This is a genomic window from Gammaproteobacteria bacterium (assembly GCA_040183005.1).
Lineage (GTDB): Bacteria > Pseudomonadota > Gammaproteobacteria.
Map to the genome: position 1 here is coordinate 401,831 of JAMPIW010000002.1, position 15,133 is coordinate 416,963.

The following is a 15,133-nucleotide window of genomic DNA, read 5'->3' on the forward strand; positions in this document are numbered from 1 at the left end:
GGTGCGCCGCAGAAGAGCCTTTCTGCTGGGGGAAAGGTTTCCCAATGCTCCCTGACCAGGCAGTACACAATCCTGGCCCGGCAATGCCCGATATTGGCGGGCCTTCCGGACTCGGACCCAGCTTTTTTAGAGGCACCACCATCAATACCCTAATCCGGACAAACGTTAATACCATACCTCCAGCAGATGGTCCTCTTTAGCTTGTCCACTGCTAAACGGATCCTGGCGGATAAACCTCTCCGCCAGGGGGTTGCCTGCCATACCCTAATTGAGGCCCAGCGCCCTGCCAAGATTGAGGCGGGGCTTGATTATGCCATTCCTGTGATCCCTTACCTGCACACCGCTATTGACCATACGACCCACCGTATTATCCAGCGTGTCCCCCGGAAATCCATTAGACGCCCTCAACACCGCGACGGCCCCTGCAACATGCGGTGCCGCCTGAGAGGTGCCGCCCTTGGTAACTCCTGCGGCAGTAATCATAGCCCCAGGCGCCAGCAGCGTCAGAAAAGATGCGCTGTTTGAAAAGCATGTCACCTTGTCTGCCGCCGTGGTGGCATCCGAGCAGCTTCCTGAGTATGAGCCAAAATTGCTGTCGTAAACCGCCCCCACCCGCACCGCACCCGGTGCGCACGCCGGCTCGGAGATTCCACTGAGAAATCCATTATTGCCTGATGCAACCACCGGTATTACCCCGGCACTCCGGGCATTCTGAAATGCGGAGGCAATATAGGAGCTGCTGCACTCGGCGCTGTGTCCAACATTGCCACCAAAGCTGAGATTCATGGCGACAATATTGTGAGGGCGTGCGTTTTGCACCACCCAGTTGATCGCTGCCAGTACATGAGCAGCCTGCGCCGTCGAGCCCGAGAACACATCAAGCGCCGCAAAGTATGTCTGAGGGGCGACACCCGCCACGATGCCGGCGACATTTGTACCGTGCATACTGAAATCATCACGCACGCCATCGTTAGGCGCAAAGTCAATGGCAACGCGCACCTTGCAACTGCCCCCCACTGCGCTGCATCCCCAGCCAGGGGTTACCCCATCAAAGCCAGGTTGAGTCCAGTCAAGGCCCGTGTCCAGAACGGCTACCATCGTACCCCGGCCGGTCTTGCCGAACGATTGAGCAATGGGCTGATTGATCAATGCCAAACTCTGCGGGAGAGTCGCTTCATGGGCTACATTTTCATAGACCGCCACGACGTCGGGATCACTTAAAAATCGCTGGAGCGCCTGCCCATCCTTGATCTTGACGAACGCCATCGGCAGATGGCTATAGTCGATAACGACCCCCCACTTCGGTGCGCTTCAATTTGGAAAATACTCTTGATTTTGTAGTGTCGAAGCCTTTTTTCTTAAAAGAAAGCAGCGTTTCGTCATCAGAGGTCAAGCCAGCCGCCTCCCGCATGGCGGCAACTTCTTTTTGAATACCGGCGTCATCAAATAATACGATTACCTCCTGGGGCGTTCCTGTTTCAAGTTTCTGAACAACTGCGGCAGGCACCTTTGCGGCAGCGTGTGGTGGCAGCGTAATGGACCATGCGGCAGAAGTCTGCACAGCAGCGACACCAAGACATCCCATCAACAAAAAAGATTTCATGCTCATGATTATCATTCCCTTCGACAATTGAGGTTTCGTGAAGATTTACCGCCTCGGCGTGAAGCGATAGTGGATCCTCTCATACCCCCTCGGGGGTGGTGAGGGAATCCTACACATTCAGGATAGGTGCCCACCATCACCAAGAAAAGCAGTGTTATTCTTTTATATTATTCGGGATTAACGAACTATTGAGGTGCCGCCATGCTTAATTACAAACAGTTGCACTACTTCTGGGCCGTCGCCAAGACGGGCAGCATCGTCCGCGCTTGCGAACAATTGAACCTTACGCCGCAAACCATCAGCGGCCAGATCGGCTTGCTGGAAGAAACACTGGGCGTTGAACTGTTCCAGCGGGCCGGACGGCGCCTGAAACTCACGGAGACCGGCCGGCTCGCGCTCTCCTACGCCGAAGAGATTTTCCAGACGGGAGGGAGGTTGGAGGAAATGCTGCGCACCCAGCCCGGGGATCGCCACACGCTGTTTCGGGTTGGCATTGCCGACGTGGTACCCAAATCCATCGCCTACCGTCTACTCGCCCCCGCGATGGCGCTCTCCGAGCCACTGCGCATCGTCTGCCGGGAAGACAAGCTGGAGCGATTGATGGCGGAACTGGCGATTCAGCGTCTCGATCTGGTAATTGCCGACAGCCCGATGCCTTCAGAGATGGACGTGAAGGGATACAGCCACAAGCTCGGCGAATGCGGCATCACCTTCTTCGCCACATCCAAACTCGCCGCCTTATACGGCAGCGACTTTCCGCACAGCTTGCAAGGCGCACCCATGCTGGTGCCCGGCGAAAATACCATCGTCCGGGGAAGGCTCATGCGCTGGTTTGGCGAGCGACAGATTCAACCGCGCATCGTGGGCGAATTCGACGACAGCGCCTTGATGAAAGCCTTCGGACAATCCGGCATCGGTATCTTCATCGCGCCATCCGTGATCGCCGACGAGGTGCGGCGCCAATATGGCGTCGAGGCCATCGGCCGGACCGATGAAATCATCGAACGGTTCTACGCCATTTCAGTGGAGCGTCGACTGACTCATCCGGCCGTAGTTGCTGTCACCGAGGCGGCGCGCCAGGAGTTGTTTGCAAACCCTTGAAATGGGACGAATGAAATGCAGCCGACAGGATCACGTGTTGATTTTGTCCGCGTGGACACAGAAAGATGTGTCCACCCTCGGCTGCTAGGCAAAGTGGCGGCTGACCAGACCATGGCCGAGCAGCTTGGCCAGGATGCGGTAATTCTTGGTCTCATGCCGGACACGGCCGGCAACGATGGCCGGATGAATGCTGAGTTTTTCCGCCAGGGCAATGGCATCCTTTGCAAGGTGACTGGTGCGGGCTGCTGACTTTTCCCAAACTGCCTGGGGGATCAAAACTTCCTGAGCCATGTCGTCTGCCTCGCGCTCTTTGCGGTCTTGTTCGCCGGAACTTTCCAAGTCATCCGTGAACACTGGATTCGCTGCGTCCAGGTGCTTGGCGACGTGGGCGAGCTCATGCATGAGCACGAACCAGAAATTATCCAGCCGGTCGTGGCGTAGCGTCAGCGCGACAATGGGGCACCCATCATCGAGCATGGCCGCACCGTCAAGATAAGTTCCTTTGAAATGGGGCTCGGTGACCAAGGTAATGCCCGCCATGCCTAGCTGTTCGCGCGCAAGCCTTGGCCCATCTTCGAAGACGGATAGACTCGCGAGAGACTTCATCCATTTGGTCGTGACGATGCCTTTCTTGTATTCGCGGGAAACCGGCATTGCACGGGACTTTTTCAGCACACACAGGCGCCAGGCGAGAAGGGCATTACCGTCAGCCCCGCGCACGCCACGCTGGTGCAGCGGTGCACGCAGGAACGCAGGCTCTGCCTGTTTTGGCAACAGGTCGTGCATGAATTTGAGAAACTCATCCTCGGCATAGTCCTTTAGTCGTTGCGCGTTGCCTTTGAAGTCGCCAAAGCACCCTCTGTCTAGCATCTCCTTGAGAGGAAGCTTGCTGTAGTCCAACTCTGGTGCGTTACCAAGGGCGATCTCATTACCCTCACACCCTATGAGCACATCGGCGGGAATACCGAGTCCTTGGTGTAGGCGCCGGATCATGGGAAGGGACAATGGACGTTTGCGCGACAGCACCTCCGAGACTTTAGAAGTGGAACCAATGTATTGCTCCAGTTCCTTGCGGCTGAGTTTCATTTGGTCCATGCGGAACAGAATGGCATCCACCGGGGCAGGCACTGCAGGTGGCACGATTTTGCGCTCGTAATCTTCGATCACCAACGCCAGCAACTCCAGCTCATTATCTTTCTTGGAGCCAGCTTCAGGGTCGAGCGTCATCAGAGCGGAAAGCCGCGCCATTGCTTGCGTGTAGTCCTCGTTGGACTTAATGACTTTAATGTTCATCGCCATTTCTCTCCTAAGCCAAGCCCATATTGAGACAGCTTAAAATTTCTTTTTGTCGTATTCGGCATGGGTTCCCACCCATTCGACCAAGACCATTCCGCCTTGGTAGCGCACCTTGACAACCAATCGGTACGAATTGCCTTTAATGTTAAAAATCACGCGGTTTTCAGCCAGAAAATCCGCGCTGGGATACCGCTTTTTGATGTCTTGGGTTGAATGCCAAATCTCCCGCTCCACCTCTTTGCGCCATGCGTCCAACGGCCCGCGAATATCTGCGTGTTTTTTCTTGAACGCTTCGAGTTGCGGCAATCCCAGAATGCGCATGAAGGTTTATCTTTCCCATGGATAAGATAAATTATAGTTCCCAAAATGGGAATAATCAAGGGCTAGCACTTCCCTGCGTATAGAAGTGATGGGCCATCAAGTTGTCGAAATGGGTATCGCAGACCAGTGCGGGGGGAGATTTCAAAGTCCAACAGGGTAGACGCATTGTTTGCAGCCTACTTCCCGATACAAAAACTCGCAAATATCCTTCCGAGCAGATCATCTGAAGTAAATTCGCCGGTGATTTCCGACAAGATCTGCTGCGCCTGGCGCAGGTCTTCGGCAAGCAATTCGCCCGCACGGTGACGCTCAAACTGATGATCTGCATTTTCCAGGCTCTGATGGGCGCGCTGTAAGGCGTCGACGTGGCGGCGGCGCGCCATGAAACCGCCTTCACCGGCGCTGCTGTATCCCATGGATTCTTTCAGGTGCTGGCGTAGCGCCTCTATCCCCGCGCCTGTCTTTGCGGAAAGCGCCACTTCGGGACCCAAGCCTCCCTCGCGGACGCCCGGCGCGCGCCCCGTCACATCGATCTTGTTGCGCACCACTGTCATGGGCAGTCCTGTCGGTAGTTTTTCGACGATGCTCCGCAGCTCATCGCTCTGCCCGTCGTCCAATGCTGCCCCGTCATCCATCATCAACAGTACGCGGTCGGCGCGCGCAATCTCGCCCCAGGCGCGCTGTATGCCTTGCTGCTCCACGGGATCAGTACTATCGCGCAGACCTGCGGTGTCGATGATGTGCAGCGGCAGGCCGTCGATGTTGATGTGTTCACGCAACACATCGCGGGTGGTACCGGGGATGTCGGTGACGATGGCCGCATCCCTACAGGCAAGGCGGTTGAGCAAGCTGGATTTGCCGGCGTTGGGGCGTCCGGCGATTACCACTGTCATGCCTTCGCGCAGCAGACGCCCTTGATGCGCAGATCCCAGGACACCACGCAGGTTTTCGATAATCCCTTTTAATCGCACGCCAACATTGCCCGTGGAAAGAAAATCTATCTCCTCTTCGGGAAAGTCGATGGCGGATTCCACATAGATGCGCAGTTCGATCAACTGCTCGATCAGACTATTGATGTGTAAAGAAAATTCGCCTTGCAACGACCGCGTGGCGGCCCGCGCCGCCTGCTCGGTGCCGCTTTCGATCAAATCGGCGATGGCCTCGGCCTGTACCAGATCGAGCTTGTCGTTCAGGAAGGCACGTTCGGAGAATTCGCCAGGGCGCGCCAGGCGCGCACCTAGTGCTATGGCGCGCTTTATCAGGAGATCCAGCACCACTGGGCCGCCATGGCCCTGTAGCTCCAGGATATCTTCGCCGGTAAAGGAATGAGGAGAGGAAAAAAATAGCGCGATGCCGGTGTCGATCACCGCGCCATCGGTATCACGAAATGGCAGATATTCAGCACGGCGCGGCGGCGGGACACATCCAAGCACGCCGTGGGCGATACTTGATGCCAGCGGTCCCGACACGCGCACGATGCCCACGCCACCCCGTCCCGGCGGCGTGGCCAGCGCGACGATAGTTTCGGTGGGTGCGGTCATTTCTTCAATCAGGGCAATGGACAACCTGGCAGGATGTCCATGCCGTTATCATGCAGCCTTCGCACTCTGTTGTTCGATACGGCGCGTAATATACCACTGCTGTGCAATCGACAACACGTTATTGACCACCCAGTACAGCACTAGCCCCGCTGGGAAGAAAGCGAAAAACGGCGTGAATATAAAGGGCAAAAACTTCATCATCTTTGCCATCACCGGATCTGGCGGCGGCGGATTGAGTTTTTGCTGGATAAACATCGTTGCACCCATCAGCAGCGGCAACACGTAGAAAGGATCGCGCGTGGAAAGATCCTGTATCCACAGAATAAACGGTGCCTGGCGCAATTCCACGCTTTCCAGCAACATCCAGTAAAGTGCGATAAATACCGGGATCTGCACCAGGATGGGCAGGCAGCCACCCATGGGATTCACTTTTTCCTTTTTGTACAGCTCCATCATCGCCTGGCTGAACTTCTGGCGGTCTTCGCCATGACGTTCCTTGAGCGCGGTCATCTTGGGTTGCAGACGACGCATATTCGCCATAGAGCGGTAACTGGTTTCCGACAGTTTGAAAAACACCAGCTTGATCATCAAGGTCACCAGCACGATGGACCAACCCCAATTGCCCACCATCTTATGCAGCCACTCCAGCAGCCAGAACAGTGGTTTTGCGATCACCGTCAACATGCCGTAATCGACTGTCAACTCCAGTCCAGGTGCCACCTTTTCCAGCGTATCCTGCAACTTCGGGCCAATGAAGAGGCGGCTGCTGAAACTGCCGCTCTGTCCGGGTGCGACGACCATCTCGGGAGACGCCATGCCGAGCACATAGCGCTTGTCATCCAGCGCCTGGCTGTAATAGTGATTCGCCTCGCCCGCTTTGGGTATCCAGGCGCCAAGAAAATAGTGCTGGATCATCGCCGCCCAGCCGCCGGGGATGTCACGGCTCAGGTTCTCCGCCGCCATATCATCGAACTGGATCTTTTCGTATTTCTTTGCTTCGCTGTAGATGACACCGCCGGTGTAGGTATAAATCAGCGACATGCCGCCATCGGAGGAATCCCGGCGCTGGAACTGGCGGTACTGCCGCCCCTTCCACTCTGTCGTCGAGGCGTTGTTCACGGCCTGCTCGACATCGACGACATAACTGCCACGCTTAAAGGTATAGGTTTTGGTGACGGCTACGCCATCCGGCCCTGTCCAGGCCAACGGAACCTTGATCTCGCTGGCACCACTGGCGCCCAGTGTGTACTCGGTCTGCTCCGCGCTGAACTGCGCCTGATAATCAGGGGCCGCACGGCTCGATAACAAGCCTGACTGGGCAATAAACAAATCCGCCTGCGCATCGGTGAGCAACCGCACTGGTTCGTTCGGCTTATCCACTTTAACAGGGTAGGTGAGCAGATCCGCCTGGCGCAAATCACCACCGATGGTATCAATATACACGTCGAGCACGTCGGTTTTGACGTGGACGCGCTGCGCCGATTTCAGCGCAGCCGCCTGGACAGCAGGCGCTACGGTTGCGGCTGGCGCTCCGGGGGTTAGTGCAGGAGCGGTGGAAGTTGTTGCTGCCGGGGAAGCAGAAGGAACGGCAGGAGTGGCGCCGGGGCCGGTTGCGACAACGGTGGGCGTTTGCGGCGCGCCAAAGTCTTGCTGCCATGCCTGCCAGAGCAGCAGGATGACAACTGACAAAGCTGCAAACAGGAGAATTCTGTAGTTATCCATCAGGCCTTTTTATCCGTTTTTTCAGGTACGGGATCAATGCCGCCCGGATGCCATGGATGACAGCGCGCTATTCGGCGCAACGCCATCCAGGAGCCGGTCAATGCACCGTGGTTTTTTATTGCCGTCTCGGCGTAACAGGAACAGCTTGGGTAAAAACGGCAGTTGTTACCCAGGAACGGGCTCAGCAGATAACGGTAGCCCCGTATCATGAATGTCAGGATTTTTTCCATCGTTCGAGGGCTTCCCAATGCCTGCTCAGGATCGCGAATATTTTGCTGTTGGGCACATCCGCCGCACCCGCGCGGCTCATCACCACCACATCCAAGCCCGCAAGACGGGCCTGGTGCTGGCGGAAACTCTCCCGCGTCAAGCGCTTGATGCGATTCCGGCCCACTGCGGCTTTCACGCTTTTTTTCGATATCACCAGACCTAGGCGAGCGGAATCGCAACCATTTTTCCGCGCCCGCACGGCCAAGACACCGCCCGACGACTTATATTGCCCATCAAAAACCAGCTTGTATTCGCTGGGGCTGGTGAGTCGGCAACACCTGCCGAAACGCTTCTCGGAAGCCGACCCCTGTTTGGAATCAACAACGAAAACCAGAGCGGGGCCCAGCATCGAGCTCAAAGCGGCGGGGTCGCCGGTCAGGCTGACAGGCGCGTCCTGCCCTTGGCGCGACGGCGCTTGATAACCTGACGGCCGCCCGGGGTGCTCATACGTGCGCGAAATCCGTGGGTACGCTTGCGCTTGATAACGCTAGGTTGAAATGTTCTTTTCATAGCTTTATCCGATATTTTGAACGACAACAAATGGATGGAACGGCGCCGCACGTGGCGACAACCAAACATAAAGCCGGATAAGATACCCAGATCAGGCAGGTCATGTCAACCAAAACAACGTCCTTTACATCAGTAACGGGTTATGCAATATTCGCATATGACGGGAAAATAATTTTCAAATTCAAAGAGAAAGGAGATAATCCCATGAAAATTGACATAGGCATTTCGAAGAAAGACCGCGCGGAGATTGTGGATGGACTGTCACGATTGCTGGCGGATACCTATACGCTTTACCTCAAGACCCACAACTTCCACTGGAATGTGACCGGACCGATGTTCCAGACACTGCACCTGATGTTCGAGGCGCAATACAACGAACAGGCGCTCGCTGTTGACCTGATTGCGGAACGCATCCGCGCCTTGGGCTTCCCGGCACCCGGCACCTATTCCGAATTTGTGCAATTAAGCTCCATCCCCGAGACCACCGGCGTGCCCAAGGCCGAGGAGATGATCAAGCTGCTGGTGGAAGGACAGGAAGCCGTGACACGTACCGCGCGCTCCATCTTCCCGGCGGTCGAGAAAGCCAACGACCAGCCTACCGCAGACCTGCTCACCCAGCGCATGCAGGTGCATGAAAAAACCGCGTGGATGCTGCGCAGCCTGATCGAGAATTAAATCTCCATGGCGGTCTATGCCATCGGCGATGTTCAGGGCTGTTTCGATGACCTGATGGCCCTGCTCGACAAAATCGCCTTTGACCCACAGCAAGATCAACTGTGGTTTGCCGGCGATTTGGTCAACCGGGGGCCGCAGTCTCTTGAAGTGTTGCGCTTCGTGCGGGACCTGGGCGCGCATGCGGTGACCGTGCTGGGTAATCACGACATCCATCTGCTCGCGGTAGCGGGCGGCCATACGCGCCCGCGCCGCAACGATACGTTCCACGATGTGCTGCATGCGCCGGACCGCGAAGAACTGCTCGAATGGCTGAGCCATCAGCCCCTGCTGCATCACGACGCCACGCTGGGCATCACCATGCTCCATGCCGGCTTGCCACCGCAGTGGGATCTTACCACGGCGCGGGGCTGCGCTGCCGAGGTGGAGGGTGCGTTGTGTGGGAGTGGCTATCACGACTATCTTGCCGCAATTTATGGCAATGGGCCTGATCAGTGGTCAGCCACATTGATGGGTGCTGCCCGGTTACGCTTTATCACCAACTGCCTTACGCGGCTACGTTATTGCGACGGCGAGGGACGCTTGGCGCTAAAAGAAAAGGGCGCCCCCGGCACGCAGTCACCTGGGCACCTGCCGTGGTTTATGGCGCCAGGCCGCGCTAGCGCGGATATGGAGATTGTCTTCGGTCACTGGTCGACGCTGGGGGCATGTGACGTGCAAGGCGTCCATCACCTGGACACGGGCTGCGTGTGGGGCGGGACATTGACTGCGTTACGCATGGATGCCACCGTGCGTGAACGCATCAGCATACCCTGTCGCGGCGCGTGCGAACCCGGCAAAGATTAAGCCGCAAAGAACGCCAAACTATCAAAGGTCAAGACGGGAGCGGAGGGTTTGACGTTCTCGGCGGCTATTTTTTGAATTACTTCTCGTCCGCCAGCCAATCGCGCGGCTTGAGAAATACTTCATATAATCTGGCCTCTGGCGTCCCCGGTTCCGGGCGCCAGTTGTAACGCCACTTCACCAGTGGCGGCAGGGACATCAGGATGGACTCGGTGCGCCCGCCCGATTGCAGGCCGAACAGGGTGCCGCGGTCGTAGACCAGATTGAATTCCACATAGCGCCCGCGCCGGTAGAGTTGAAAATCGCGCTCGCGCTCGCCATAAGGGGTATTCTTGCGACGCGCGACGATGGGCAAATAGGCATTGATGTACCGATCACCCACGCTGGTCATGAAGCCGAAACAACGGGCAAAGCCGCCTTCGTTGAGGTCATCAAAAAACAGCCCGCCGATACCGCGTGGCTCGCCGCGATGCTTGAGAAAGAAGTAGTCATCGCACCACTTCTTGTAACGCGGATACATATCCTCGCCGAATGGCCGGCAGGCCTCGCGCGCGACACTGTGCCAGTGCATGGCGTCTTCCTCAAAGCCATAATAGGGCGTCAGATCAAAGCCGCCGCCAAACCACCACACGGGCTCGGCGCCCTCTTTTTCTGCGATAAAGAAACGTACATTGGCGTGGGACGTGGGGACATAGGGATTGCGTGGGTGCATGACCAGCGACACACCCAACGCCTGAAAAGTGCGGCCCGCCAGTTCGGGGCGATGGGCTGTGGCGGAAGGCGGCAGCTTGTCGCCAAATACGTGCGAGAAATTAACGCCCGCCTGCTCGAAGACCGCACCCTCTGTCAACACCCGGCTGATACCTCCGCCGCCTTCGGCGCGATCCCAGCGATCCTCCTTGAAGCGCTCCTGGCCATCCTCCCCTTCAAGTGCCTTGCAAATGCGGTCCTGGAGGTTAAGCAGATAGGTTTTGACGGCATCGATATTCGGTGTGGCCATTTTCGGTCTCCTGTTGTTAGAGGCCGATTATATCCCAGAATGGATAGCTCTATCTCCTGTTGCCACAGGCTGCTTTTGCCAAATCACCTTGCTACCGGCATTCATACGCCCTCCGCAATCATTACCTCGTGTTGCGTATAGGACGATTTTGACAACCACTCCTGCATCCGATCCCCCGGTATGGGACGGCTGATATAAAAACCCTGTGCGGTATCGCAATTCAACCTTGCCAGCATGCTCAACATCCCCTCGCTTTCGACGCCTTCGGCAACCACGTTCAGGCCAAGGTTGTGCGCCAGGTCGATGGTGGCATGGACGATGGCGGCGTCGCTCCGGGATTGTTCCATCTCCATGACAAACGTTTTGTCTATCTTGATTTCATCGACAGGCAGGCGTTTGAGATAACCCAGCGAGGAGTAACCGGTGCCGAAATCGTCAATGGAAAGTTTGATTCTCATGGCATTCAGCCGCGCCAGTATTTCCAGTGCGCGCTGGGGGTCGATCATAATGGCGTCTTCCGTGATCTCGAGCTCCAGCGAGGAAGGGGGCACATGAAATCTCATCAAATGGTGAGCAATCTGATCCGGCAGGCGCAGATCATAGAGCACGCGCGAGGAAAGATTGACCGCCACCTTGAGATCCAGGCCCGCGCGCTGCCAGACATTGTGCTGGCGCAGCGCCTCCACCAGCACCCATTGCGTCAACACTCCAATAAGACCACTGCGTTCCGCAACAGGAAGAAATTGGGGCGGCATCAACAAGCCATGCAGCGGATGCTGCCAGCGCACCAACGCCTCGACACCCTGGATACGCCCGGTTTTGATGTGCAGCTTGGGCTGATAGTGAAGTACCAACTCTCCTGTATCTATCGCGTTGCGCAATTCGGCCCGCAGGGTCAATTGGTCAATACTATTTTGATCGTGCGCAGGGTCATAAAGAGCGTAGGCATTGCGGGTGTTCTTGGCGATGTACAATGCGATATCTGCGCGCCGCAACAGGGTCTCGCCATCCTCGCCGTGATCGGGAAACAGGGTAATTCCCACGCTGCCGCCAATCGCCACCGTGTTACCCTCCACGACAAAAGGTGTCTGCAGGGTTTCGGTGATTTCTCGCGCTACGGTCATAATTTCCTGCGCATTGGTCAGTGCAGGCAAAAGAAAAGCGAACTCATCACCGCCCAGGCGTGCCATCACCGGCTCCTGCCCGGCCAACACATCCGGCGCATCATCTTCGGCACCCAGCAGACAAACGATATTTATTGACTGGATAGTTCTCTTCAGGCGCTCGCTCACCTGTTGCAGCAAGACATCGCCGACATGATGGCCCAAAGTATCATTAATTTCTTTGGTAACTACTCACCCCCGATTATGTTGACCTCACCCGCGAGAGCCATTTGAATCGCAATAAGAGGATTATGTCCCTTGTTGGCCATAGTTTGCAGATAGCTTGATATTCGGCAATAAGCCTGAGCATAAATCTCTGAGCGGAAACAGCCAGAGACCTTTTGCTTCACCTTGGACATTCTCAAATCACGCTCGGCCCGGTTATTGGTGAAGGCGACATGAGGGTTTTTGGCGAACAGCAGGACGGATGCCTCATGTTTTTGCAATCGGTCCAGCAGATTGTGTGCATCTGACTTGGCGAGTTTGCCGCGTTTCCCGCTGGGCTTTTGGGGAATAGGTGGAAGCTCTTTTTCGCCACGGGTGAGAATCGTGCGGTAGCGCTTTTGCAACCGCGCCAGCGCTTCATCGGTCAATCTCTTTTCCGTGCTTCTGGAGACGGTGGCGCAGCTCTCCTGTAAAAGGCGTTTCATGTGGCGCGCCCAGGCGTAGTCATTGGCGTCAACAATGAACGTCAATTCGCGCAGCAGATGCGAGCCGCACAGGCCGTGAGAGCAGTGATCATAGGACAAGTAGGATGACCAGCAGTCATGAATGATGACGCCATCGTAGCGCGGAATAATATCGATCGACGTGATCGCTGCCGTGCCCCGTTTTCGATGTAAAAACTTGAGGGTGATCTCCCCTGCGGAGTACACGTGTATCCAGTGGTTTTGCTTATCCACCCGCAAGGAGGTCTCATCCACATGCATAGAGGGTGCTTTCAGCAGCTGTGCGGTGGCGTGCTGCTCCCACCGCTCCAAGGCACGATGAAGCCGCAGCACAAAAGCCAGAAGAGTGGCTTCAGAGATCACAACACCGATCATGGAGGTCAGCAGCGTTTGCGCGCGATTGATCGCGACCATCTGAGACACCAGTAAATTGATGACAAAGGCCTTTAAGCCATCGCCGTATTGCAACGGGCCGTGCATATCCGCCGGGAACTTCCCTTTGACCGTCGCATCGCAGACCGGGCACTGCTTGACCTCGGCATCCACATGCTCAACGACTTTCTCAAAAACAATATCGATCTTCGTCCGTCTTTCATGGTGACTACAGGGCGTATTATCCAGATCTTCGCCACATACATCGCAGAGGCGGACTCTAGAAAGAGTCACACTCTCTTTGACGCGCGTGTTTTTCAGCAGGGCGCCGTTTTCGTTTTTCCCCTTACCCTGGCTCCCCGGATGACTCAACGAGGAGTCGTCCTTTTCCGTTTGGGAGGAGGGCTTGCTGGAGTTGCGGCTGTCTTTCTTGGTTATTCTTTCCAGAAAAATGGAGAGCATCAGCTCCATCATCATGAACATGCTATTCATAAGCACCTGAGTTTCGCGAGGCACTTTACCGTCGCAACTGAGCTGCTCAAAATCCGCTTTCAACCGGCTGACTTCGTTTCTGACCGAGGTTTTGTCTAGGCTTGCCATTAATAAGGGGGGCTATACGTTTGGAATAGCCAAAGGATAACATGGCATTTTTCGACCCCCTGATAACGGTCAGATCAGGCTGAAATGGTTTTTTCGACTTGAAATGGCAAGGCGGCTCATTGAAGAGATCAAAGCCCCTGCCAGCGGCAATAGAGAATAGATTTTACACCGAGATAAGGAAGTGGTTTTTTCGATAGAAAAAACCTGTCAAGAGATTTTTAAGTTATTTTTCGTGTGAAGGGAGTGAGTAGTTACTTTCTTTGAAGCCATCCAGATCCAGCAGAATCAGGCCAAAACGGCTCTCACGCATCCTGCTTAATGATATCGCTTGCCGAAGCAGCTCCTGAAACTGCGCGCGGTTAGGCAATTCCGTCAGCGCATCGGTAAAGGCCATTCTTTCAAGCTTCTGGTATAACTTATCCAGCTCACCGCTCATTTCATTAAAAACGGTAGCCAGCTCACTCACCTCGGCATCGCCTTGCACGGCTACTTGCTCGCCAAGATGTTTTCGGTTTTGCCTTACCACCCGCAATTGCCGGGTCAGCAAAGCGATAGGTTTCAGGGTGGTTTTTTGTAACAGCAGGATAGCAATAAATACCGCCAGCAACGTAATGGCACCACCGATGCCCATCACCAGATTGCGCGCGTAGGCAAAATCCCGGCTGAATGCGCTGATATCGGTCATGGCAGAGACTTTCAGCACACTCCCGCCATGCTCATCCGTCAAGGTATAGCTAGTAATCAGCTTGTTTTGCGCGACATCCTGATTTTGCCAGGTGCTGGATCTAAAAACCTCACTGCCATCATTTAGGGAAATCCTTACGGGCATTCCCAATGCGGCATCAATAGAGCGCAGACTTTGTGCCGGGTCAGCCACTATTTGAATATAACCAACCGGATGCAAACCGCCGACAGGCACCAGCACAGTGTAATAGGGTCGGCCTCCTGCCACCGGGCACAGCTCGGCGATCGTCTGCAGACGCGCCGTTCCCGTGCGGGCACGGGCGCGCTCCAGCAGCGATGGACAAATAACCACATCGCGTCCGGCATCAATCAATTCTGTCGAACTCTGGGCCATTAATGCTAAATTCAGGTCGTAGGCAGACAGCCTTAACAGCTTTACCTGTCCCGTCGCAACACTATACTGGTTAAATTGGTTGTCCAATTCAAAATTCAGCCTATCCGTATCCTTGTGTTCAAAAGCGCGGCGGAACTCCGGTTCAAGCTGAATGGCCAGACCAATATCCAGCAATTGACTCTCCAGATCCGTCAACGCCTCGGTTGCCTTCAGCTTCACCAGATCCATCAAGGCATGGCGCTGGTTATCATGGGCAACACTGCGGTAGATCTCACCGCTCAACAGCACTAATGCCATACTCAACACCACCAGCAGCAGCGTGGTAAAGGTACGTAATGACAGGCGAGGGAAGCGCATCAGGAGATATAACCGC

General features: G+C 55.7%; 16 protein-coding genes. 3 read left to right on the plus strand and 13 right to left on the minus strand.

Annotated elements, in window-relative coordinates:
• Nucleotides 1-264: 264 nt before the first annotated feature.
• Nucleotides 265-1,266: a S8 family serine peptidase gene (locus M3A44_03520; GenBank protein ID MEQ6340727.1), complete on the minus strand. Its 1,002-nt coding sequence runs from the start codon at nt 1,264-1,266 to the stop codon at nt 265-267.
• A gap of 10 nt (nt 1,267-1,276) precedes the next feature.
• On the minus strand, nt 1,277-1,609 hold the full coding sequence (locus tag M3A44_03525; GenBank protein MEQ6340728.1) for a hypothetical protein: 333 nt from the start codon (nt 1,607-1,609) through the stop codon (nt 1,277-1,279).
• 195 nt (nt 1,610-1,804) lie between these two features.
• On the opposite strand from M3A44_03525, the gene nhaR reads away from it, so the two are divergent.
• A complete protein-coding gene (gene nhaR, locus M3A44_03530) occupies nt 1,805-2,704 on the plus strand; it encodes a transcriptional activator NhaR (GenBank protein ID MEQ6340729.1) in 900 nt (299 codons plus the stop codon).
• A gap of 84 nt (nt 2,705-2,788) precedes the next feature.
• On the opposite strand, the gene M3A44_03535 is transcribed toward nhaR, so the two are convergent.
• The 7 genes from M3A44_03535 to rpmH all read right to left on the minus strand — a co-directional run bounded on the left by M3A44_03535 (nt 2,789) and on the right by rpmH (nt 8,364).
• Nucleotides 2,789-3,997, minus strand: coding sequence for an ImmA/IrrE family metallo-endopeptidase (locus M3A44_03535; protein MEQ6340730.1), 1,209 nt, complete (start codon nt 3,995-3,997; stop codon nt 2,789-2,791).
• A gap of 39 nt (nt 3,998-4,036) precedes the next feature.
• Nucleotides 4,037-4,321, minus strand: a complete 285-nt coding sequence (locus tag M3A44_03540; GenBank protein MEQ6340731.1) for a type II toxin-antitoxin system HigB family toxin — start codon at nt 4,319-4,321, stop codon at nt 4,037-4,039.
• 176 nt (nt 4,322-4,497) lie between these two features.
• Complete coding sequence (gene mnmE, locus M3A44_03545) at nt 4,498-5,862, minus strand: tRNA uridine-5-carboxymethylaminomethyl(34) synthesis GTPase MnmE (protein ID MEQ6340732.1); 1,365 nt, start codon at nt 5,860-5,862, stop codon at nt 4,498-4,500.
• A 48-nt stretch (nt 5,863-5,910) separates the two neighbouring features.
• On the minus strand, nt 5,911-7,584 hold the full coding sequence (yidC, locus tag M3A44_03550) for a membrane protein insertase YidC (protein ID MEQ6340733.1): 1,674 nt from the start codon (nt 7,582-7,584) through the stop codon (nt 5,911-5,913).
• Nucleotides 7,584-7,814 carry a membrane protein insertion efficiency factor YidD gene (gene yidD, locus M3A44_03555; protein MEQ6340734.1) on the minus strand — a complete coding sequence of 77 codons (231 nt, stop codon included), beginning with the start codon at nt 7,812-7,814 and terminating at the stop codon, nt 7,584-7,586. Before yidD ends, yidC begins: the two co-directional genes overlap by 1 nt.
• A complete protein-coding gene (rnpA, locus tag M3A44_03560) occupies nt 7,799-8,203 on the minus strand; it encodes a ribonuclease P protein component (GenBank protein ID MEQ6340735.1) in 405 nt (134 codons plus the stop codon). Before rnpA ends, yidD begins: the two co-directional genes overlap by 16 nt.
• Nucleotides 8,204-8,229: 26 nt before the next feature.
• Nucleotides 8,230-8,364 (minus strand): 50S ribosomal protein L34, encoded by a 135-nt coding sequence (gene rpmH / locus M3A44_03565; GenBank protein MEQ6340736.1) that lies wholly within the window; start codon nt 8,362-8,364, stop codon nt 8,230-8,232.
• A 204-nt stretch (nt 8,365-8,568) separates the two neighbouring features.
• On the opposite strand from rpmH, the gene M3A44_03570 reads away from it, so the two are divergent.
• Both M3A44_03570 and M3A44_03575 read left to right on the plus strand, forming a co-directional pair.
• On the plus strand, nt 8,569-9,039 hold the full coding sequence (locus tag M3A44_03570; GenBank protein ID MEQ6340737.1) for a DNA starvation/stationary phase protection protein: 471 nt from the start codon (nt 8,569-8,571) through the stop codon (nt 9,037-9,039).
• Between the two features lie 6 nt (nt 9,040-9,045).
• A complete protein-coding gene (locus tag M3A44_03575) occupies nt 9,046-9,882 on the plus strand; it encodes a symmetrical bis(5'-nucleosyl)-tetraphosphatase (protein MEQ6340738.1) in 837 nt (278 codons plus the stop codon).
• Between the two features lie 76 nt (nt 9,883-9,958).
• Here the strand turns inward: M3A44_03575 and hemF are convergent, their stop codons facing one another.
• The 4 genes from hemF to M3A44_03595 form a co-directional block, all read right to left on the minus strand.
• Nucleotides 9,959-10,879 carry an oxygen-dependent coproporphyrinogen oxidase gene (gene hemF / locus M3A44_03580; protein ID MEQ6340739.1) on the minus strand — a complete coding sequence of 307 codons (921 nt, stop codon included), beginning with the start codon at nt 10,877-10,879 and terminating at the stop codon, nt 9,959-9,961.
• A 101-nt stretch (nt 10,880-10,980) separates the two neighbouring features.
• Nucleotides 10,981-12,207, minus strand: coding sequence for a bifunctional diguanylate cyclase/phosphodiesterase (locus tag M3A44_03585; GenBank protein ID MEQ6340740.1), 1,227 nt, complete (start codon nt 12,205-12,207; stop codon nt 10,981-10,983).
• 23 nt (nt 12,208-12,230) lie between these two features.
• A complete protein-coding gene (locus tag M3A44_03590) occupies nt 12,231-13,682 on the minus strand; it encodes an IS66 family transposase (protein ID MEQ6340741.1) in 1,452 nt (483 codons plus the stop codon).
• A 223-nt stretch (nt 13,683-13,905) separates the two neighbouring features.
• Nucleotides 13,906-15,117, minus strand: coding sequence for a diguanylate cyclase (locus tag M3A44_03595; GenBank protein ID MEQ6340742.1), 1,212 nt, complete (start codon nt 15,115-15,117; stop codon nt 13,906-13,908).
• Nucleotides 15,118-15,133: the final 16 nt, after the last annotated feature.